The organism is Bdellovibrio bacteriovorus, assembly GCF_041888015.1.
GTDB lineage: Bacteria > Bdellovibrionota > Bdellovibrionia > Bdellovibrionales > Bdellovibrionaceae > Bdellovibrio.
On sequence record NZ_CP168968.1, the window covers coordinates 3179564 to 3202690 of the forward strand.

Annotated in this window: 18 protein-coding genes; 10 read left to right on the forward strand and 8 right to left on the reverse strand. The window is 49.9% G+C overall.

The genetic code is table 11. The annotated features are described in order from the left end of the window. Positions 1–2 precede the first annotated feature (2 nt). From ACES2G_RS15150 to rfaE2, 9 genes are all read left to right on the forward strand, one after another. On the forward strand, positions 3–893 hold the full coding sequence (locus ACES2G_RS15150; RefSeq protein WP_347358635.1) for a DMT family transporter: 891 nt from the start codon (positions 3–5) through the stop codon (positions 891–893). Positions 894–968: 75 nt separating this feature from the next. After that, a complete protein-coding gene (locus ACES2G_RS15155) occupies positions 969–5294 on the forward strand; it encodes a tail fiber domain-containing protein (RefSeq protein WP_374000654.1) in 4326 nt (1441 codons plus the stop codon). Positions 5295–5366: 72 nt separating this feature from the next. Beyond that, a complete protein-coding gene (locus tag ACES2G_RS15160) occupies positions 5367–9890 on the forward strand; it encodes a tail fiber domain-containing protein (RefSeq protein WP_374000655.1) in 4524 nt (1507 codons plus the stop codon). Between the two features lie 22 nt (positions 9891–9912). Next, a complete protein-coding gene (locus ACES2G_RS15165) occupies positions 9913–10197 on the forward strand; it encodes a hypothetical protein (protein WP_347358638.1) in 285 nt (94 codons plus the stop codon). Positions 10198–10289: 92 nt separating this feature from the next. Then, positions 10290–10916 (forward strand): hypothetical protein, encoded by a 627-nt coding sequence (locus ACES2G_RS15170; RefSeq protein ID WP_347358639.1) that lies wholly within the window; start codon positions 10290–10292, stop codon positions 10914–10916. After that, complete coding sequence (locus ACES2G_RS15175) at positions 10909–11808, forward strand: 50S ribosomal protein L11 methyltransferase (protein ID WP_347358640.1); 900 nt, start codon at positions 10909–10911, stop codon at positions 11806–11808. The genes ACES2G_RS15170 and ACES2G_RS15175 overlap by 8 nt, the downstream gene beginning before the upstream one ends. Next, complete coding sequence (locus ACES2G_RS15180) at positions 11805–12566, forward strand: 16S rRNA (uracil(1498)-N(3))-methyltransferase (RefSeq protein WP_374000656.1); 762 nt, start codon at positions 11805–11807, stop codon at positions 12564–12566. The genes ACES2G_RS15175 and ACES2G_RS15180 overlap by 4 nt, the downstream gene beginning before the upstream one ends. Before the next feature lie 11 nt (positions 12567–12577). After that, entirely contained in the window at positions 12578–13360 is a 783-nt protein-coding gene (locus tag ACES2G_RS15185; protein WP_347358642.1) for an RDD family protein, read from the forward strand. 8 nt (positions 13361–13368) lie between these two features. Further along, positions 13369–13836 (forward strand): D-glycero-beta-D-manno-heptose 1-phosphate adenylyltransferase, encoded by a 468-nt coding sequence (gene rfaE2, locus ACES2G_RS15190; RefSeq protein WP_374000657.1) that lies wholly within the window; start codon positions 13369–13371, stop codon positions 13834–13836. An 8-nt stretch (positions 13837–13844) separates the two neighbouring features. Here the strand turns inward: rfaE2 and ACES2G_RS15195 are convergent, their stop codons facing one another. From ACES2G_RS15195 to ACES2G_RS15230, 8 genes are all read right to left on the reverse strand, one after another. Beyond that, on the reverse strand, positions 13845–14588 hold the full coding sequence (locus ACES2G_RS15195) for a hypothetical protein (RefSeq protein ID WP_347358643.1): 744 nt from the start codon (positions 14586–14588) through the stop codon (positions 13845–13847). Between the two features lie 45 nt (positions 14589–14633). Then, positions 14634–15683, reverse strand: coding sequence for a hypothetical protein (locus ACES2G_RS15200; protein ID WP_347358644.1), 1050 nt, complete (start codon positions 15681–15683; stop codon positions 14634–14636). Between the two features lie 130 nt (positions 15684–15813). Continuing rightward, on the reverse strand, positions 15814–16182 hold the full coding sequence (locus ACES2G_RS15205; protein ID WP_347358645.1) for a YkgJ family cysteine cluster protein: 369 nt from the start codon (positions 16180–16182) through the stop codon (positions 15814–15816). Between the two features lie 12 nt (positions 16183–16194). After that, positions 16195–17331: a polysaccharide deacetylase family protein gene (locus ACES2G_RS15210; RefSeq protein ID WP_347358646.1), complete on the reverse strand. Its 1137-nt coding sequence runs from the start codon at positions 17329–17331 to the stop codon at positions 16195–16197. Between the two features lie 6 nt (positions 17332–17337). Next, entirely contained in the window at positions 17338–18759 is a 1422-nt protein-coding gene (locus ACES2G_RS15215; protein WP_347358647.1) for a hypothetical protein, read from the reverse strand. A gap of 102 nt (positions 18760–18861) precedes the next feature. Continuing rightward, complete coding sequence (locus ACES2G_RS15220; RefSeq protein WP_347358648.1) at positions 18862–20130, reverse strand: MFS transporter; 1269 nt, start codon at positions 20128–20130, stop codon at positions 18862–18864. Beyond that, positions 20127–21377 carry an O-antigen ligase family protein gene (locus ACES2G_RS15225; RefSeq protein WP_374000658.1) on the reverse strand — a complete coding sequence of 417 codons (1251 nt, stop codon included), beginning with the start codon at positions 21375–21377 and terminating at the stop codon, positions 20127–20129. The genes ACES2G_RS15220 and ACES2G_RS15225 overlap by 4 nt, the downstream gene beginning before the upstream one ends. Before the next feature lie 35 nt (positions 21378–21412). Further along, entirely contained in the window at positions 21413–21967 is a 555-nt protein-coding gene (locus tag ACES2G_RS15230; RefSeq protein WP_374000659.1) for an SLBB domain-containing protein, read from the reverse strand. Positions 21968–22078: 111 nt separating this feature from the next. On the opposite strand from ACES2G_RS15230, the gene ACES2G_RS15235 reads away from it, so the two are divergent. Then, entirely contained in the window at positions 22079–23104 is a 1026-nt protein-coding gene (locus ACES2G_RS15235; protein WP_374000660.1) for a hypothetical protein, read from the forward strand. Positions 23105–23127 lie beyond the last annotated feature (23 nt).

A 23127-nucleotide genomic window follows, 5' to 3' on the forward strand; every position in this document is an offset into this window, starting at 1 on the left:
CTATGAAAAACATGAACCCACGTCTTCGCGGAACCATTGAAATATCCTTAGCGAGCGTGGGTTTTGGCTTTTTAGGGGTCTTTGGAAAATGGGGATTTGATTCAGGCCTTTCTGTCGGCGAAGTTTTATCCTATCGCTTTACCCTGGCCGCCGTTCTAATGTGGATTGGCCTGCTGCTGTTCCGACCGTCCTGGGTTCGTCTGAATCTGCGTCAGACCGTGATTGCGGCCTTGCTGGGAATTTTCGGTTACGCTTTCTTTTCCACTTTGTATTTCACGGCTGTTCAAGGTCTTAGTATCACACTCGCAGCGCTCTTGCTTTACACTTATCCATTCTGGGTGAATATCTTTTCACACTTCTTCACCGAAGATAAAATTTCCCGTCGCGAGGCCCTGTGTCTGCTGGCCGCCTCCAGCGGACTGATCCTGCTTTTGTGGGGACATATCGAAGTGAAAAACATCTGGGCCATCGGCGCCGGACTGGCGTCAGCGATCAGCTACGCCATCTATGTTCTGCTTTCAGGACGCCTGCAGAAAAATGTCCGACCGATTTCTTCTTCGTTGTATGTGATCACTTTTGGCGCCTTGGCCCTCTCTCTGTTCCATCACCCGCACTACTCTGCGATTCAAAGCCTGTCCAATATCCAAGCCTCCAGTATTTTAGGTCTGGCTTTGGTCTGCACCATCATTCCACTGACCTTTGAACTGGCTGCTTTACAAAAACTGAAAAGCACGGAAGTAGCCCTCCTGATGATGATAGAACCCATCACTGCCGCCCTGATGGGCGCCCTTATCTTTAAAGAATCTTTGAGCTTTGTTCAGATTCTGGGAGCCTTGGTTATCGGTACAGCGCTGGTGATCAATACGACCTCTCTCAAAACGAGACAGAATTAATCAACAACCCATTTTACCTACGCAATCTAGACTTCAATAACTCATGTTTCTTGTTAAAAATCCGACAAGATAAGTATGAGAATCGGAACGTACCTGCTTAAAATTCTCGTACTCCTATGGACTGGGGTCGCAGTCGCGGCTCCAAATTCTCTGACTTACCAGGGCCGTATCATCAACAGTGACGGCAAAGGCCTGGAATACAACAACGTCAGCTTCCTTTTTGAAATCACCAGTCCCAACGGAACTTGCGTGATCTATCGCGAACAGAAAAATGGCGTAAATCTGCAAAACTCTGGCGGGGTCTTCGATGTCCCGATCGGGTCAGGCACAAAAATATTTCCCACAGATCCTCTGTTTACACTGCTGGATGCCTTCAACAACACCCTGGAACACAACTGTGCCGGCGGCTCAAAATATCAGGCCGTTTCCGGTGACATTCGTTTTTTGAAAGTTCAGTTTCATGATGGTTCAGGATGGAAAGTGATTTCTCCTGCCAATGAAATTCGCACGGTGCCTTATGCGGCCTATGCCAAGTCAGCGGAAATGCTCGGCTCCAACGTGATTGATGACTTCTTTTTGAAATCTGATTTCCCTGTCTGCCCGGCCAATACATTCCTGACCCGCACAGGCGGCACCCTTTCCTGTGCTGGTATTTCTGGAGCCAATGGCGGCACCGTGACCAGCGTTAGTTCTGGCAGCACGGCTCTTTCTATTACCGATAACACCACAACTCCGGTGATCACTCTGAATGTAGGTCAAGCGGCAGGAACGGTGGCGGCGGGGAATGATCCGCGCTTCACCGACCCTCGCGCCCCTGTCGGAGGCGCCAGCGGAGATTTGTCGGGTAACTATCCCTCCCCTTCTGTGGCGAAAATCCAGGGTGTCGCTGTTTCTGCGACAGCTCCCACCGGAAATCAGTTCTTTAAATATGTCGGAACTGAATGGACTCCGTCAGCGATCAGCCAAAGTGATGTCAGCGGACTGTCTGCGACCTTGAATACATATATGACAGACGCAGAGTTCAGTGCAGCTGTCACCAACGCCAGCTGTAATCCGCACGAGACCATGTACTGGAATGCAGTGGGTGGTTTTAATTGTCAGGCCATCAATGTTTCTGTTGCAGGTGATATCGGTGGAACTATCGGCGCAACATCGCTGAATAAAATCAAAGGTGTTCCCGTTGATACAACAGGATTGAGCACCGGTCAGATCCTTAAATATGATGGCAGCAAATGGGCTCCTGCCCCCGATAATGACGCCAACTCTGGTGGGACGGTCACGAACATCGCCACAGGCACGGGACTCAGCGGTGGTCCGATCAGCACAACAGGGACCATTTCTTTGGCGAATACAACGGTGACTGCGAACTCTTATGGTTCAACAACTCAAGTTGCGACCTTCACTGTCGATGCTCAAGGCCGCTTAACGGCGGCAAACAACGCTTCTATCGCGTTCCCAGTCGTTTCAGTGGCCGGAAAAACCAATGCTGTCACTTTGGATGTTGGCGACATTGGCAACGCCGCTGGAAAATATTTTATCTATCGTCCCAACAACACAGCTTGTACCGACGGGCAGGTTTTGAAGTGGGTTGCCGCAAACAATCGTTGGGAATGCGGAACTGATACGGACACATCTTCCGGTGGTACGGTCACAAACATCGCCACAGGCACAGGTCTTACTGGCGGACCGATCAGCAGCACTGGTACTATTGCTCTGGCCAACACGACGGTCACTCCGGGCACATACACTCGTGCGACCATCACTGTGGATGCTCAAGGTCGTTTGACTTCAGCGTCCAGTGGAGCTGCCATCAGTCTTACCTCCGATGTGAATGGCACATTGCCAATTGCAAATGGTGGCACCGGAGCCGCGACAGCTCAGGCAGCCATCAATGCATTGTCTCCTTTAACTGCAAAAGGGGACGTCCTGGTACGCGACGCTGCAAACAACACCCGTCTTCCTGTGGGCACCAATGGTCAGGTTCTCACTGCGGACTCCGCGCAAACCTCCGGCTTGAAGTGGGCCACTCCTACGGTAGGTACTGTCACCAACGTCACTGGCACAGCCCCCATTCAGGTCGCCACCGGAACCACCACTCCCGTTATCTCTGTGGACCCGGCAACAACAGGTGCTCGCGGTGTCGTTCAGATTGGCTCAGGGATTGCCGTTTCATCAGGGACTATTAGCGCAGATCCTGCGAACTTCCCCTCGGCAGTTCCTGTGAATAAGGGCGGTACTGGTGCCACTTCTTTAACGGGGGATCGACTGCTTGTTTCCAACGTAACAGGTTCCGCGATTATCCCCTTCACCTGCGGTACCACTCAGATGATCACATTCAGTGCCTCAGGGGTGATGGGTTGTACCAACTTTGCTTCTGCGGGCTTCTTCGCCAATGGCGGAAATACTTTGGCTACCAATGCCACTCTGGGCACCAACGATGCCTTTGCTTTGAATTTTGAAACCACCAATATCACCCGAATGACGATTCACAAAGATGGTTATGTTGGCATCAACACAACTCCTGACACCAATGCCTCTTTGATTGTTCGAGCTCCCGCGACCACGAAATCGTCCCTTATTCTTTCAGGTCCCGATAATGGAAAGGTAGAGATGGAGTATATTCGAGATTCGGCATGGCTGGGTAACGTCGGCTACACAGATGCCACGAACTCAAATCTCTATGTCACCAACGGCGCCAATGCCCATATTATCTTCGACACCAACAACGTCGAAAAGATGCGAGTCACGAACGACGGAAAAGTCGGAATTGACACCATCAATCCTGGGGCTCGTTTGCAGGTCGGCCAGTGGGACGCCACGGCCAACTACAACGCTGTATTTGTCGGCTCTTATCACAATACGCTGGGGCAGGCGCAGTTTGTCGGGAACTGGAACAGCACCGGTTACTGGGGCATCGGCCCGGTAGCCAATCCAGCAAGCAGCACCGTGCGCTTGGGTAACGCCAACACCCAAGGGGACTGGCGATCGACTCAGGATCTGAAATTAGTCGTACCGGGTGGAATTGCCATCGGAAGTACGCTCACGACCCCAGAGCGTGTCTTTCACATCAAAGGAACCGGAGGCGGCAATGATGACGTCTACATTCAAAGCGTCGGCAACACTGCAGAAGCAGCCGTCATCATGACCAAAGCTCGCGACAACGCGGGAGCCGAATCGCCCGTATTGGCCGGTGACTCATTGGGATTCGTGGCTATGCGCGCTTGGGATGGAGCCGCTTACTCCAATGGCGCAGCTATTCATTCCTATGCCGAAGCGGACTATGCCACTGCCAAATCAGCCTACTTGTCGTTTGCGACAAACTCCAATGGCTCCTTCGCTGAACGTATGCGCATTGCCAGCAATGGTTACTTGGGACTTGGTTCAACCTCCCCTAGTGTCAGACTTCATGTCCAAGGACCAAACTATAGCGCCTCCTCAGCTGCCTTTGAGCGCAATGAAAATGCGACAGCAGGCCCGGGAATCCAGTTGATGAAGTCTCGTGGAACTGCTGCCTCCAAAGCTGCTGTGTTGAGTGGAGATACTCTCGGAAATCTACTCTACAATGGCTATGGCGACGCCACCACCGTAGGGCTCGGAGCCAATATCTACAGTGAAGCTTCGGCCAATTGGACAACAACGTCCGCTCCCGCTGATCTTGTGTTTACAGTCAACAGCGGTTCTGGTGCCGTCCTTTCAACAACAGAGCGAATGAGAATTGCTTCTACCGGTTGGGTAGGCCTGGGAGCCGGCGCACCAGGAGCGCCCTTCTACATAAAAAATGCAACCGCTCCTTACATTGGCTTTGAAGAAGGTGACACAACTCAAAAATTCTTCATGGGGGTTGACGGCGGACACTTCTGGATCAGACCCGGCCCAACGACAGCCAGTGGGGATGCTCTGACCATAAGCAATGGAGGTAACGTCTACATCGGCGGCAATACTGGTTCTCGCAAATTCTTCGTCAATGGGACTTCGGGTGGTACGGCGGCTTGGGAAAACTTGTCCGATGCTCGCCTGAAACAAGATATTGAAATCATACCGGACTCATTACAGAAAATCCTGTCTTTGAAAGGTGTGACTTTCAACTGGCGCCATGATGTTCGTCCCGATCTGGATCTGATCGACAAGAAAGATATGGGTGTCATCGCTCAAGACGTCGAAAAAGTCTTCCCCGAGGCTGTTGATAAAGACGAGAAAGGCTTCCGCGCTGTTGCCTATACTAAACTGATTGGCCCTATGATTGAGGCATTTAAAGAGCTCTATAAATCCATCTCAGGTGTAAAGGCTGAGCTTCAGGCTCAAAAAAGAGAAATCGCTTCTTTGAAACAGGAAAACCAAGAGCTGCGCGAAGCCGTTTGTGAGATCAATCCTAAAGCCAAGGCCTGCGGAAAAAAGAAGTAACTCTCATTAAATACTCGTAGAGATTCGACGATTTAGCTCTATTTCTCCCCCCAAACAACCGATAAGATAAGCATGAGAAACGGAACGTATTTGTTTGTATTACTCTCATGGCTCTTTGCTTTTTCGGCAGAGGCCTCTCCTAATTCCCTGACCTATCAGGGACGGATCATTAAATCCAACGGCCAGCCTTTAGAAAACAGTAGCGTCAGCTTCCTATTTGAGATCACCAGCCCTAATGGTGGTTGCGTCATCTATCGAGAACAAAAAGACGGTATCAACATGCTCAATTCCGCCGGGGTCTTTGATGTACCCATTGGTTCGGGAACGAAGCTGTTTCCCACTGATCCTCTGTTCACTTTGCTGGATGCTTTCAACAACAGCAAAACACATAGCTGTTATGGCAACTCCACCTATCCAGCTCAGGCCGGGGACTTCCGTCTTTTAAAAGTACAGTTCCATGACGGCTCCGGATGGAAAGTCATCTCTCCATCCAATGAAATTCGCACCGTTCCCTATGCTGCCTATGCCTTGTCGTCAGAAAAACTGGGACAAAACAAAGCCGAAGACTTCGTGCTTAGGGACACGTTGCCGACCTGTCCGGATGGCACCTTCCTGAAGTGGAATGGCACCGCCTTAATTTGTGCCGGGGTCACCGGCGCAAATGGGGGCACAGTTTCGGATGTTTCCTCCGCCAATGGATACATCACCATCACAAATGGAACCAGCACTCCGCAACTGACTTTGCAGGTGGGAAATACCGCCAATACCGTGGCTGCAGGTAACGACCCCCGCCTAAGTGACGCCCGCACTCCTTCTGGCACCGCCGGAGGTGACTTGAGTGGAGCTTATCCAAACCCAAGCGTGGTGGCGCTTCAAGGAACTGCTGTTTCCAACGCCGTTCCCACGAACGGACATTTTTTGAAATTCAACGGAACCCAGTGGCTGTCTGCACAAATCGGAACAGCCGATATCAATGGACTCAATACAACACTGAATAGCTACATGACCGATGCTGAATTCAGTGACGCCGTCGCAAACGCAGGCTGTGGTCCACATCAAACCATGTACTGGAATGCGGTGGGCGGCTTTAATTGTCAGGCCATCAATGTTTCTGTCGCAGGCGATATCGGTGGTACCATCGGCGCTACCTCGCTGAATAAAATCAAAGGTGTTCCAGTTGATACAACCGGTTTAACCACGGGCCAGATCTTAAAATATGATGGCTCTAAATGGGCTCCAGCCGCTGACAATGATGCAAACTCAGGCGGCACCGTCACCAACATCGCCACAGGCACAGGTCTTTCCGGTGGACCAATCTCTACCGCAGGAACAATTTCTTTGGCGAATACAACGGTGACGGCGAACTCTTATGGCTCGCCAACTCAAGTCGCCACCTTTACGGTCGATGCCCAAGGCCGTTTGACGGCGGCAAACAATGCTTCTATCGCGTTCCCAGTAACCACCGTTGCCGGTCGTACCGGAGCTGTCACCTTGGATGCTGGTGATATCGGAAGTGCCGCTGGAAAATATCTAACCTATCGACCAAACAACGCGGCCTGCGGTGACGGACAAGTTCTGAAATGGATTGCTGCAAATAATCGCTGGGAATGTGCCAATGACACCGACACCTCCTCCGGAGGTACAGTTACGAATATCGTCACGGGCACCGGACTCAACGGTGGTCCGATCAGCACCACCGGAACCATCTCTTTGGCCAACACTTCTGTATCTGCAAATTCCTATGGTTCAACAACTCAGGTAGGCACTTTCACTGTCGATGCACAAGGACGCCTGACTGCAGCTGCCAATGCTGCGATCGCCTTTCCTGTGACCAGCGTTGCGGGCCGCACCGGCGCTGTGACTTTGGATGTGGGTGATGTCGGCAATGCCGTAGGAAAATACTTTATCTATCGCCCAAACAACACCGCTTGTACAGATGGCCAAGTTTTGAAGTGGGTTTCTGCGAACAATCGTTGGGAATGTGCCAACGATACCGATACTTCTTCCGGTGGCACCGTTACCAACATCGCAACTGGCACCGGCTTAAGTGGTGGTCCGATCAGTACGACCGGAACTATTTCTCTGGCGAATACAACAGTTGCTGCCGGATCTTATACGCGAGCAAATATCACCGTCGATGCCCAAGGTCGTCTGACTGCTGCCGCCAATGGAGCTGCCATCAATCTGGCATCCGAAGTCACAAGCACTTTGCCTGTTGCAAATGGTGGAACGGGAGCAACAACAGTCCTCGGTGCATTTAATGCGCTTTCTCCTCTGACAACCAAAGGTGATATCCTAACCCGAGATACCAGCAATAACATTCGTTTGCCAGTTGGCTCGAACGGACAAGTTCTGACTGTTGATACAGCGACAGCTTCAGGTCTGAAGTGGGCTTCCCCCACGGTCGGAACAGTCACCAGCGTTTCTGGAACTGCCCCAGTGCAAGTGGCCACTGGAACTACAACTCCTGTGATTTCTGTGGACCCAGCGACAACAGGGGCTCGTGGGGTTGTGCAAATAGGCTCGGGAATCGCGGTGTCCTCAGGAACAATCAGTGCAGATCCCGCCAATTTCCCGTCAGCAGTTCCCGTCAATAAAGGCGGTACCGGTGCTACTTCTATTACGCCCAATCGCCTGCTGGCTTCTGATGGCACCGGAGCCAGTATCATTCCATTCACTTGCGGCGTGGGCCAAATGATCACCTTCAACGCCTCGGGTGTTATGGGATGCACGACCTATTCTTCATCTGGAATCTTTGCCAATGGAGGCAATAGTTTTGGAGCTGCCGCAGTTCTGGGAACCAACGACGCCAACTCTCTGACCTTGGAAACCAGTGGGTCTCCTCGACTGACGATCCTTTCAAACGGTGCAGTCGGTATCAACGAAACATCCCCGACGGGAAGTTTCATGGTGGCTGGTACGGGCGCTACAGATATTCGCCTGCAGGACAAATCCGTGGCCAATCCGTCCACTCTGCGCATTCTGACTCAAAACGGGGCCAATTATATTGAGTCCGGAACTGACTTTACAAATACCACCTCCGCAGACCTGCACTTTACTGACATGATGGGAGTCAATCGCTGGATGACCATCAAGGCTGACGGAAAAGTGGGAATCAACGCGACCAGCCCCGTCACGAACTTCCAAGTCAAGGGCGGAACAATCATCGGGGATCTTACACCATTCCCTGCATCCTATGCAGTCATCCCGACTGAAACCCAGATGGCGGTTTTACGCAACAATACCGAAACCTCCGGCAACCTGACAGGCAGTGGAGTCTATCAGCGCTTCAATCCGGCTGCCAACTCCACCCTCTCAACCCATGCGACGGTCAGCATTGTTGTGCCGAATGTTCCCTCGGGTGTTACAGTCACCAGCACCAATGAGGCACTGTATACAGCGGCGACCCGCAATCGTTACGCTGGCAATACGGATGCGGGGACAGTCACAGACCTAAGAGCCGCAAGCTTCTTGTATGGACATGAAGGTTTCGAAGCCGGTAATTCCCCCACCACAAACACTGCCATCGGGTTGCATGTCTTGCCTCGCCTCCAAACTGGAACCATCGGCACTATGTATGATCTCCTGCTGGAAGCCCCGGTAACGGGCGGCACCGTGACAAACCGATACAGCGTCTATCAAGCCAGCAGCACGGCCAAGAACTATTTTGCAGGACCCACTGGATTTAACACTGCTTCACCACTGGCCAATGTGCATATAGGCAGTTCGGGTGCGGGGAATACGGCTTACTCTTCTTTCCAGATGGGCAGCGATGCTACCGTCACCAATAACTTCCACATTGTGAATGAGTTTGGAACTTCCCGTCGCCTGAATTTCTATAAAGGCAATCTAGGTTCAGGACAGATGCTGATGTCTTTGGATGCGTCAGGCGTATTGACTCTGGGAGAAACCGGCTCCAGTGGGATGGGAATCCTGAATTTGAAACCAGGCACTGGGGATCACACTTATATTCAGTTCTTCGCCCGCACAGCCAGCCCCAACACTCGCAGCGCTTATATGGGAATCCCCACCGGCGGTAGTGCTCAGTTAAATATCGGAAACGAAATCGAAGGCGGCAGCATCGAATTTCTGACCAAAAATGGTGGAGCTATCTCCTCTAAGATGAGTCTATCTGCGGCAGGCAACCTGACCACCGCTGGTACGGTTAACGGCGCATCAGACATCCGCCTGAAAAAAGACATCCATCTTCTTGAAGACAGCCTTGAAAAAATCCTTCAGTTGAAACCTTCCTCGTATCACTGGAAAGACCAAGCCGCGGATCCTCGTCTGCAAATGGGCTTTATCGCCCAGGAGTTGGAACAGATCTACCCGCATGTTGTGGACCAGAACAAAAATGGCATCAAGTCGGTCTCTTACATGAACATGATCGCCCCCATCACCAGTGCTGTGCAGGAGCTTTATCATAAGTTCAAAGCGATCCTCACGAATCATGACAGCCGCATTTCCAATCTGGAAACGCAGATGACTGCCTTACAAAAGCAAAATGAGGATCTACGCCAGCAGAATGAAGATCTAATGAAATATATCCGATCTCAAAATGAGAAAACTCAAAGAGTTCCGGCTTCCAGCCGATAAGTAACTTGTGCGGAGGTTGCACGTGAAATGGATCGTACTGGCTTCACTAATGATTCTTGCCACAGGGTGCTCGATGGAAGCATCGCTGGAGCAAATTTCTGAAAACTCGCCGATCAAGTTTCAAGATCCCGCGAAAACTACGGGCTTGGTTTCAGGTTCCACTCAGACTGGCACCGCCACTGGTGGTGGCGTGACTTATCACGTGCAAAGTACCGTGGGTAACTATATGTCCGGCATTGAACAAACCACTGAAGACAAGTCTTACAAGGTCTATAGCTCTGTTCAGGGCGCGATCGTTTCCAATTAAGGGCTTTGGTTCACACCAAAGTCCAGAGGCCTCAAGTTTCAAAATAAGACAGCCGATATAGATACTAGCTAAAACCATGGAAGGGTTTTCTTATGATGCTTATATTCATGCTTCTTTTCGGTCTCACGACAGAGTCCAAAGCCGCAGATATGTCAGTGGTGGATGTGCGCAGAAACATCACCCTGTCTGAAGACGACACCGTCTACAAAGACTTCTACATCAATGTCACCCCCGGCTCTGGATTGAAAAAGAATCTGGTGGTCACTGCTGTTCGAAAAATCAACATCCGCGATGCCAGTGGCGCCAACGCCGTTGGTGAAATCATGGTTCCGGTGGGACAGCTTAAAATTATAGCCATCTATGACCGCGTGGCCGTAGCCCGCGAATTCACCCTGCTTTCCCGCGATGAACTGCCGATGCTGGAGCAAATCGGCATTATGACCGGTGATCGCATTGACCTGGGGGGCTCTTTTATCGATACCTCCAAGCCAAAACGCCGCAAGGTTGCTGAAGCCGAAGTCCCGGCCACCCCAGCCTCCCCGACTGTGACTGTGGTTCAGCCCCAGATTATCACGACGCCAGCCCCCACCCAGACTGCCAACCCTGTAGTTTCTGCAAACCCTCCGGCGGCGGCTTCAACGGTGGTTCAAGCCTCCCTGCAAACCGCAGAAAAGCTTGAAAAATCGGTGGTTTCTGATTACACCACTCGGAATGAGTGACACAAATTCCTACTTCCGTATCCGCCTAAGTCAGGTTCCTGCTGAACTTGAAGACATCATCACTACCCACTGCTTCGAATGTGGCGCCTCTGGCGTCACAGAAGCATTGCCTTTCACACAACCTGATCTGACTTATGATCCTCAAATTCTTCACGTGCGCGCCCACGAACTGGATGTATTCTTCCCAGAACGGCCGGGTTGCAATTTCTTTGATGGCTTGATTGAGCTTAACGAAAGCATCAAGTGGCACATCCATGAAGAAGAAACCAAAGACTGGTTGGAAGAATGGAAGAAGGGCTTCAAACCTTTCAAACTTGTGGGCGACTTCTGGGTTGTTCCTTCCTGGCTAACACCTCCTCCAGAGTGCAAACATCCGATCTATATTGATCCGGGCATGGCTTTCGGGACAGGCACTCATGCGACCACTCAGATGATGGCGTTCTTCATTCATAAGCTGGCTGAAAAGTACAAAGGTCAGATTGGTGATTGGACAATGTTGGATGTCGGCACGGGCACCGCCATTTTGGCGATGCTGGCAGAGATGGCTGGTATGGGCCTTGTCACTGGTATCGAAATTGACCCTGAAGCCCGCCGTGTCGCGCGCGAAAATATCAAACTCAACAAGGTGGAACAAATCTCCATCCCAGAGTCTTTGATTGAAGACCTGCGCGAACAGTATGACGTGGTTGTTGCCAACATCATCGACGGCGTTCTGATTAATATCAAAAAGGATCTTATGCGCGTTCTGAAGCCGGGCGGCCACATGCTGCTGACGGGTATTCTGGAAGAACGTGACAACCACTTCTTCGAAAAGTTCCTGGAAGGTTCCGGCCTGACCGTCATCCGTCGTCTTGAGAAAGACGAATGGGTTGGTTACTGGGTTCAATCATGAGACGTTACTGGATCGACAAAAAGGATCTCTTTCAAGACCAGGTGAACTTCACCGGAGATGTGTTTCACCACATCTTCGATGTTTGCCGTCAGGAAGTGGGATCCAAGTTCGAAGTGCTGACTGAAGATAGCAAAGCTTACTTTGTTGAAGTCACTCAAGTGACCAAGAAAACTGCCACAGCGCAGATTCTTGAAACTCGCGATATCCCCGCCCTGAAAGAGCCTCACATGCACCTGGTCCTTTCCCTGTCCCGCTTCCCGGTGATGGATGCCATTATGGAAAAGGCTGTGGAACTGGGCGTTTCCAGCATCCACCCGTTCTTCTCGGAATTCAGCTTCCTGAGAAAGGGTGAAAAACTGTCCGACAATAAAACCGACCGTTGGGACAAGATCGTCAAATCCGCCACTCAGCAAAGTGGCCGTGGCGACCTGATGAAGATTCATCCGGCCATCCCGTTTGAAAAGATCTCGGATTTAATTAACCAGAATGGGTCCGGTGTGGGTCTATTTGCTTATGAGGGTCCGGCGACTCTAAGCATCAAGGATTATGTCACCAAAGTTAAATCTGACCGTCCTCAAGGGATCAAAGATATCTGGATTATCGTGGGCAGCGAGGGTGGTTTCTCTCACCGCGAGGTTGAGGAATTCCAAAAACTAGGCCTTCATCCAGTCACCTTAGGGCCCCAAGTTCTGCGAGTTGAAACGGCTTGCATGACCTTGGTCTCCGTCCTAAAGTATGACTTTGATCTGATGTGTTGAAAGGAGAGGGAATGGATCCTTTCGAGGAATTTGAGTTTAAGCCCCTCACGGATGGTTTGGGTTTTCACAAGAAAAAACAAAACAATGCGTCCACTCAGGATAAAGCTGAGGCATTCTCCGTCAGCCCGGTTCTTAAGGACAAAGGTCTAGAGCTTATTGAAGAAGCCTCTACAGATCCTCTTCGTCCGCCACTTCCACGCAAAAAAGCATCTCCAGTTCCTCCAGCGCCAGGCTCATTGACTGAAGTTGGCGGCGATGGCGCGGCTCCATCCACGGCGGTCGATGAAATCCTGAAGACTCTGCAAAAGAATCGTCGTTTGGATTTGAACAAAGCTCCTCAAAAAATCACAGGCGCTGCGACCAAGGAAGAATTCAAAAAAACAACGTGGAGCTTCTCCGCAGCCCTTTTGGATGGAATGTTGGTTATCGCGGCCAGCCTTCTTTGCATGATCATTCTTTTGGTCATCACCAAAGTGGACTTGATCGGCAACCTGACCAATCCAGATGCACAAGGCATGATCTATCTTTCCACGTTCTGTCTGTTTGCAGGTGTGGCGTTCATCTATCTGACGGTGAACCGTATCTTTGTTGGCTGCACTCCGGGTGAGTGGGCCTTCGATCAAAGAGTCGGCAAACCGGAAGAATTGAACAAGGCCGCTTATTCTTTGAAAGTTGTTGCCCGCAGTTTGATCGTGATCGCAACAGGTTTTGTTGTAATGCCACTTCTATCCGTTCTATTTAATAAAGACTTCGCAGGCACTGTCACTGGTGCACAGCTTTACAAGAAAGCATAAGAGACTCTATGGGCCAGGTTTGCACATTCGACAATATCGAGGAAACTCTGGCCGCTATCCGCTCTCAAGGTAAAAAAATCGTTTTCACCAATGGCTGCTTCGACCTTCTGCACGTAGGCCACGTCCGTTACCTGCAGGAAGCTCAGCGCCTGGGTGATGTTCTGGTGGTGGGAGTAAACTCCGACGCCAGCGTAAAACGCCTGAAGGGTCCTACCCGCCCGGTGCAGGTCGAAAACGACCGTGCAGAAATTCTGGCAGCTCTGGGAGCTGTGAATTTCACGGTGATCTTTACCGAAGACACTCCGGAAAATCTGATTCACAAAGTAAAGCCTGATATCCTGGTCAAAGGCGGCGACTGGAAAATCGATTCCATCGTCGGCGCCCCATTTGTCATGTCCTACGGCGGGAAAGTCATGTCCTTGCAATTCGTGGATGGAAAATCCACGACCAAACTTATCGAAAAAGCTCAAAAATAAAAACTGATCTAGAAGCGGAATCCGACCTTGGCGCTATAGACAGAGTCAGCATAGCGGTCAATTTGCATTGCTAAGAACATCTTGGCAATGTCGATATTGATTCCAAAGACGGCATGATCTTCAACGACATCGCGAGTAACTGTGTTCTGATCAGCCGTGATACCGTCAGCTCCTCCAATGAAAGTCCCATTGGCACGAATACGTCCAAAGCCCGTATAAATAGCCAAACGATCCATAGCCACAGTCGCTATCAGATCCAGCCCCATCGTGGACACATTGATCAGATTGGAAAAACTGGCGCCGCCACCGTAAAGCATCGCTGTCAGACTCAGAGGAAAGAAACTGGCTTCATAGAAACCCCAGCGCACCTGAGCGCCGTAGTTCTGCATTTTCTCTCCCTGAATGGTGGGGGTGAAATAAAACAAAGTATCAATATTGTAGTAAAGACCTTTGCCGACGGTCAGGGTGTAAAAGTTAAACTCCCCTTTGTCATCGGTCTTACTGCCCAAGCTGGCCAGATCTTCCGTGGGAATAAATTCTGAAGAAAGTCCCACTTCAATTCCCGTATATCCACCCAAGGGATAAGGGTTATCCAAAATCTTGGAGGCCGAACCAAATCCCAGAATTTGCAGAGCGCGAATTTGATCACCAGAATCCAAATTTCGTGGCAGATCCGTGGCCGCCAAGACCGGAGCCGTCGTCGCCAAAAGAAGAATCAGAATTGTGTTTCGCCAGAAATGAAATAAGCCCATAAATATGGGCTTATTCTGATCGAAAACAGGCAGACCTGTCCAGTTTTAAAGAGCCGCAACCGCTGCGGTTTGGATTTGACTCAAAGCTGCAGAAGCCATACTTGCAATTTCACTGTCCTGACTTTGTGCCAACTGTTGAAAGACTGGGATAAACTTCGCATAACCATCAACTGAGTTGATAACCACATCACCGCGGGAACCACGAGGATCCATCAAAGACGTCCCTGCTTTGGCCGCCACATAACCTTCCATCACCACTTGAGTTGCCGCCGTCACCAGCTCTGCATTGTTACTTTTCAAAACCGACATCAAGATACCCATGCGACCGGAAACTGCATAGCTCAGCATATAAGCATGAACCTTGGTCTGTACTTCCGGAGCCAGTTGATCGTAATACTGAGATGCCACTGCGAAGCTCTTTTCGCTGTAGGCACCTTTCAAAGCTACCAAGCCCAGATCTTGAGTTTCGGTTTTATTGCTGCGAAGAAGCTCAGTCACGATTGTATAGAAAGTCTGATCATCCACTTCTTTCTCACTGTAAGCCGCAATAAGCTTGTCCACGTTTTCTTTGGTTGGTTGCGCTTGCAGTAAGGCTCTCCACTGATCACCGGAAAGAGTGTTCTTTTTTTCAGTGGTATTTGCTGTGTTGGTTTTATTTGTATCCTGCTGATAGTTCTGCTGACCGTTGCCATCACCCACCGTGATGTCGTCAGATTTCAAGCCAGAAGCCGGGGCCGCATCGACCACATTCACTTCCACAGAAGGCTTCTTAATTGGTGTTGGAGACTTCTTTGAATCCGTCTTCTTCGCTACAGCTTTTGCCGGAGTCTGCTGAGGAGCCGCTGTTTTCGCATCGACTTTTTTAGCATCGTCTTTTTTCTTAGCAAATGGATTCTTATAATCACGGGAGATCTCACGATCACCCAGATCAAACAACGCCGCCAAAATGGATTTCGGACGAGGCATCTCGTAGATCACTTCCATTTCGCTGATGGCGTTTTGAACAGGGGACTTCAACAGATAACCCATCCCGCCAATCATAAGAAGGGCAAAGCCTGCGATCGCGATTTCGAGTTTTTTGTCTGTGAAGCTCATAAGGGCCTCCTGTTCTTACTAGATGTAAGAGCAGTGCTTGTGCCACTTCAGAGCGAATATACCAGCCTTGACACGCCCCATGCTGAGACAGGGCCGAACAAGAGCACACCCCTGTCAGAATTTTCGACAATCAGCCTGGGCAGAACCCCGGACGGGGCCCAATAGAGGGAAACTGGCGGCAGGTGTCGGGACGCTTCTCATAGACCGTACACAGGCGCGTTTTAGAATCCAGATAAAGGCAGTCCCGGTTGGCCTTCTGAGAAAGCATAAAAAACTCTGTCCCAGAACGATACGAGACAATAACGCCTTCTTTCATCAGTCGCTTTGCTAGTTTTTTGATGGAGGTTTGGGCCTCATCCTCGGTGGCAACACCAAGGCGGATGAGGTCCGAGAGTTTGATTTCAACCGGCATTGTGCAGCAGCCACCGAAGCAGCCGTTGCACATCCCTGTTTTATAGGGCTTCCAGGTTGAAGGACGATCAATATCTGTTTTTCTCATGAACTTTTAAAACTATGGCAGTCTTTTCTTAACCAGCTTGCTGTTGTATCTCGCAGACATATCTGCGGGCTGAAGTAGTACAATACTGTAGCCACGGTTGTAAAGCTCACGCAGGAACTGAGGCATAATTTCTGCCGTTTTCCTTTGGATATCATGGAAAAGAACCTGTCCACGACCACGCTTTTCAATTTCAGCGATGGTGGTGCGCAACAGATTTTCATTTGTTTGAGCTCTCCAGTCATTACTGTCGATAGACCAGAAGAATTCACCCGTAGAGTTGTTCTTCAGGAAATTCTTAAGCTCCGGAGAACCTTCACCATACGGGAAGCGGAAGAAAGGGTCCACCCAACCGATAGCATCATAAACCGCCTGATGACCACCTTTGATCTCAGCCACCGCTTCATCAAATGTCAGGTTACGACCATTGGTTTTACGACAAGCCGAACTGCTGCCCAAACACGCATGTGTTGTCGAGTGTGTTCCGATAGAGTGACCGTCAGCTGCGACACGTTTTACCATATCCGGGTTTGCACGAACGGCCTTACCCATGTGGAAGAAGATCGCTTTGGCATTCACTTCTTTGAACGCACGTAGGATTGCATCCGTGTATTGACCGTTTGGACCATCATCAAATGTGATGATCACTTCTTTGCGAGCCACATCACCAGTCACAGCGAAGTAGCCATTAGCCGTATCACGCTTTTGAATGTTCGTCGGGAACTGGAAGCTATTTCCGGAATAAACCGCCTTCAGGGCGTGACCAGGAACATCCAACGTCTCACGTTCTTTATCAAAGTGAGCATCCACCTTTTGCAGAAGCTCCTCTTTACAAGAGCTGACCAAGGCACGGTTGTTTTCGTCACGGATTTCATTTTCAAAGATTGTCAAAGACTGCCCATCGAGCTTGTTCAGCTCCCCGCACAGCTCTTCCTTCATGGCTTCACGCTTGGTTGAATCCACCATGAAGTCGTGGCGCCAGTTGGCGAACAATGCCTCCGGGTTGGCTTCAGAGTTTTCCCATTCAACCAGGTTTTTAGCCTCTTGGTTGACCGTCACTGCCTGACGAACACTGCTGCCAATCTGACTTCCACACCCCACCAGGGAAGTCGCAGATAGTAAAATCATACCCCCGAAAACAATTTTCTTCATAGTCACCTACTGAGAAACATCGGTCCCTTGACCGACATTAAGAACGTTCCATGCCATCTTCTGCTGTTCGTCCTCGTTAACTTCATCCTTCTTGGCTTCCGGTTTCTTCAAACTAAACTTAATCTTGGAATTCTCGATAATCACTCGTGGATCCACGGAGTGGTTGTCGAAAATAACCAGGTTGCGGGACGCTTGTGCCGTCACCACATGCGGGTTCCACAGGTAACGGAAATAAATTACCAGCGAGCCCACGAACTGACTTAATAGCAATGACAACAGCCCCAGACTTAAAAGTCCGATCTGTGGCAATGTCGTCTCCCAACGAGCCCGCTCCAATACTTCAAAGCGAGTATCAATGGAAATTTTCATCGCATCCAATTTGGTCAAAGCCGTGCTCAATTCCTTATAACGATTGAACTCCAGCTCGGACTTTTTCTTCAGGTCATCCACCATTTGTGCCGCGAAAGGAAGGTCCTTTACTTCCTTCTTCAAGCGGGCAATAGAGGCCTGCACCTGACCGAGCTTGCCGGCCAGGATGTTATTTTCAATTTTCAATGCTTCAATGCGACCACCTACACCATAAAGGGCACTTTCCTTCTGCTTCCCACGTCCTGCTTGAAGGTAGTCGATCATCTTTTTGTTTTCCGCCATCTTCAGTTTGATCTCATTGGATCGAACCAGAAGGTCGGACACGTAATCACCCATTTTGTCTTTGGAGGCCAAAGGCAAAAGGTTTTCATCTTTATTCTGCATATCAGCCAGTTGCTTCCCGAAGGCCACCAACTTCTGATCGGCATCGACTTTTTGCTTAGCCATGAAATCTTCCACACGGTTGATTTCTGCAAGCTCCCGTTTTTTCAGCATATCTGCTGCCAGCTCCGAAGCCGTGTTCGAAAGGAACAGCGACATGGACTTCACCGGGGTCACCGCTGCCACACGGATCTCGAAATCTGAATCCAGATTGATTCGAGTCCAAGCATTAAGCACTTGCAATAATTGAACCCGGCCTTCGGGGTTGCCTTCCAAGTCCTTCAAATACTTGTCGCGGAAGATCTCAAAGCCTTTACGTTCTTCCAGAGTGATTTCCTGGCTGTTTCCACGCTCTTCAACCCGCTTTAAAAGGGTCTCATAGAACTCACGGGTCTTAAGGTATTCAATGTGTTTGGATAAGACACTGCTGCCCTTTTTTGACTCTTGAACAGACTTTGAAAGCCCATAGAACTGATTGGAAAACGCCTGCAAGGACGAGTTCTGGGAATCGTGAATAACAATCGTGGAATTAGCCACAAACGGAATTTTAATGATGTAAACAAGAACACTGATAGCAAACAGCACGGCCGTAAAGACGGCAAACATCCGCCAATGAGATAAGTACAGTTTGATAATTTCGCCTACCGTGAGTTCCGGTTCCATATGCTGATCACTCATATTTCCCCACCTTTTCATCTACCAGTCCGTAAGCATTGGTTGTGCCACCGTTTTTTGAGCTTGGCCTGTGTTTAATGTGCAATGAGGATTAAGAGTTTGAAATTACTTCACGGCAGGGCGCCCAATTGACAACTTCCACAGCAGTAAAACCGCCAGAATGAAAAGACCACCCACCAGAGGACCAAAAGCGAGACTCAGTCGAAAATGCGTGGTTTCCACCTCGTTGGTCAGCGCCCAGGTCAGCAGTTGTCCTGTAACAGCCAATGCCAAGCCCCGAGAGATTTTACCGACCATTTTCCACACGCCAAAATAGAGTCCCAGCTCGTCGTGCCCCGTGCGATCTTCTTCGGCTTTTACAATATCCGTCAGCAATGATTCTAAAAGCACCGCAGAGCCCACCAGAGTGCCTCCCACTAAAGAGGCCCACAACAAGGCCCACCCCACTTGAGCGACCGGCAGAATCGGATATATGAAGCAACTGACCATCCCGAGCAGAAATACACCCCACATCAAGGCCCGGCTCTTCGGCACATATTTGATCAGGTACAGCCAGCCGGGAATCGACAAGGTAAAAGCCAACAGAAACAACAAAAGAACAGCGGTGATTTCCGTCTCGGTAAATTCCAGTGCTTCCCGGTAGAAATACAAAGCTACAGACGAATTAAAAGTCAGTCCGATATTGGCAACAAAGTACGCCAGCAAAAGCGGCGCAAAATTTCTATTTTGCAAAGGTTGCCACATGGAAAATTTCGCGGCAGCTCTTCCTTCAACCACAGGACGATTGTATTTCACTGCCGTCAGCCAAGACACCAAAGTGCCAATACATAGCAGACCCACAATCATCCACGCTGTTTGTGCGTAAGGCTTGGAATCCCGGGCAATCAAAAAATATCCTGGAACCGCGATACCAAAAATCGCCCCTAGATTACCAAATGCCAAACGCCAGCCGATCAGGCGCGAGCGCTCGGCAGAGTCTTTGGCAAGATCACCCACCAAAGCAGAATAGGGCACACTTAAACAAGTATAGGCAGTGTTCACCAACAACGAAAAAGCCAGAAGATAGAAGAACTTCGACGTCATCGAAGTCATGGGAGGTGGATTCAACAGCCCCATGATCGAGACTGACAGAAACACCAACCCCCAGGGCAGAAATGAATACCGCTCTCCCCGACGGAAACGCACACGGTCCGAGTAATAGCCAATCAAGGGGTCAATCAGTGCATCCCAGAAAATAGAAAGCCCCAAGGCCAGCCCGGCCCACGAGGAACTAAGTCCGACTTCCTGAGTATAGAAAACCAGCAGATGCAGGCGAAGGAAGATCTCAACACAGTTGATTCCCAACTCTGCAAAGCCGTATCCAAAACCTTTCATTTCTTCCCTGTCCGGGAGACTGACGCTGCAATAAAGCCAAAGACCATCCAGTAAAGACGGTCGGCCATGCCTCCTATGGACAAGTGTATGTGATAGATAATGAGGATAGGAATATGGGACAGTAAATAGATGGCGACTTGCCGTTTGGAGATGTCAAAACTCAAAAGCGCCTTGAAAGAACCGACAATCATCAAAATTAAAGAAATGCCAGCCAACACAAGAAGTGGCCAACCCCCGATCACCCCGGCAGAGATAAAGATATTGTGCGGGTCCTTCATAGCGTTGTAGTTGGAAACATCCACTTCGTTGCCCGCTGCAAACTTGGAAAGAAGTCCGTGGCCCAGCCAAGGTTCTTCCAGGAAAATCTGACTGCCCCGTTCGACTTCTTCCCAGCGGGAAGCAATACCATCCTGCGCCTCGCGAGTTCCCAAAGAGCTTTGTCCCGTCGCAATTCCGCGTGCGAAATCATAAACCTGATTTCCGAAGAACAAGGTGAACGTCACCAGCAAAGACAAAAAAGAAAATTTAAAGATCCGCCCCTGATTGCTGGCGGTTTTATGCAAAACCATCGTGACAACAAAAGCCATCAAAGCAGCCGCCGCTGACGAACGAGTTCCCGTCAGGATGATCGCCAGAAAGCTTCCACCCAGCACCAGCACATCCCAAACCTTATGTTTCATTTTGCTGTCATCAAGCAAAGTCCCCAAGGAAAAAACAAAGGCCACTGTCGCACAAGTCACCATGTGCGGAATATGTTTAAAGACCCCAACAAAACGCCCACCCTTAAAGACAGCACCGCCAGCCGCCACCCATAAGATAAGAGACATCAACACCAAAATGCCGGACCATTTCTGCACAAAGCGCATGAAGTCCCGGACATCCCAAAGGCTCGGGATCAGGACGCCATACACAACCACCATAAACAGCGACACCAACAAAGCGCCCACCTGCATAACGGGGGATTCTTCAGTGTTCACATAGCTGATCTGTAAAAGAGTTTGCACAATCAGGGTCAACATCAGCAGAAAGACGAAAAGCTTATAGAACCCGCTAAGATGATGACGGTCGCGCACCTTCAGCCACAATAGAGCCAGCGGAAGCCCCAGCAGAAAGCACAAAAACACATTCACGTAAGGATGAAGCCCCTGCTGGAAAATCAGATAGGAAAAACTGTAAGGAACAGGAAGCAGAAAGCTTCCCAAAGAAATCTTGGAAATAAACAGCAGGGCCACAAGGGCTTTGATCAAAAATAAGATTCGACCGTCGCGGGCCCCCACCATCTCTACTTCCCGCTGTTTTTATCAATAAGAAGACCAGTTAGCACGATTCCCAAAACCACAGAGACAATTGTGATCCCGCGAGAAGCCTCATTGCTGATCCAAGGAGTGCGTGGCGGCACATAGACAAAGTCATCCTGACCCAACTTTAGATTCTTGCCTCCGCCGTACTTGATGATTTTTTCGGCATCAACTTCGTAAGCCCCTTGGTATTCGTTAATCGCCTTCATTTTCAGATCGGACCAGGATTTCGGCTCGGACTTGCGAACCAAAACCTCAGAAAGGTCCCCACCGTTTGTGGTCCCGCCGGCCAAGGTCAGAAGCTTTAGCAGCTCCGTATTTGCCGGAATGTAATAGATCCCTGGCTTATACACGGCCCCCAACAACTGCACACTGATAAGTGATTCTTTTGGGGAAGAGCGGAAGATATATTCTGAAGACTGTTGCGGCGGCTTGATGTCACTTAGCAGGCCCATTTCCTGTTGACCATAAGCTGTACTTACGCAAGTCATCGTCATTAAAACAGCCATCGCAAACTGCAAAGACTTTTGGATACTCATTTTTACTCTCCCACATCATGACTATTCAACACTGGACCTAAATCGAGAGGCTGGACTGATGTCAATAAATTTCGATGACTTGACTTCCGTCTGTGCCTCACAATGAAGTCTATGACGAACTCCGTTCCTGAGCACGAAAAACTTTTTGATGAGATCTGCAGCAAACTTAACGAGCTGGGCACCAACCCTGAAGAGGGTCTAGTCCCGCCTCCACCAAAGTATGAACAAATGCAGGTTCAAATGAAGAAATTCCATTCAGACCTGAAAGGCAGCCAGGAAGAACTTCGCGAGAAGATCAAATCTCTGGAGAACGTGTCTTACGGAGCTGAAACGTTGGACGCACAACTGCAACAATTGGCGAACCAATTAATTGCAGAACGTTCTAACAACACCAAGCTTAGTGGTGATCTGGCAAAATCTTTGGAGTTGAGCCTTCAGCTTCAATTAGAAATTCAGGGTCTTAAAGCCCGCGCCTTGCAAATGCAAAGCGAAGAAAAGAAATACAGCCAGGCTCTGTTTGAAAAGAACAAGCAACTGCAAAGAGACCTGGAACTGAATCAGGCCCTCAAAGACGAAACGGCGATGGAACTGATGAAAGCCAAAAGCGCTTTCGCCAAAGAACAAGAACTTTGGGAAGAACAGCGCGAGCAGTTCGAAAAAGAAATCCACGGCCTGAAAGAAGAACGTCAGAACCTGCAGCATAACGTTGAGGAGCTTCAAGCCTCTGTCACTCAAAGAGACGAGACTGTTGCTTCCTTGAACGAAGAGATCGAAAAGATCTCTACCGCCTTCAGCGAAGTGGAGGCCTCAGCCCAACAGCAAAACGATGTCCTTAAGAATCTGATGTCTGTGGCTGAAACCAAAATCGTGGAAATGAAGCTGGCTTTGGATAAAAAAGCTCTGGAAGCTCAGGACTACTACAGTCATCTGCAACAGGCCCTGACTCAGTTGGGAGTTCTAAAGCAGGAAAACGGCGCCCTGAAAGAGTACGTGGCCAAACTCAACTACTACCATCAGCAGGCTCAACAAGCCCAGATGACTGTGGCGCAGATGGCACAAGCGGCGGCTGCCCAGGTGCAGGGAGGAAGTCCGGTACAGATGCAGGCTTCTCAACAACAGCAACAAACAAATATCTAGATAAAAAAAGCCCGGCAACAAAC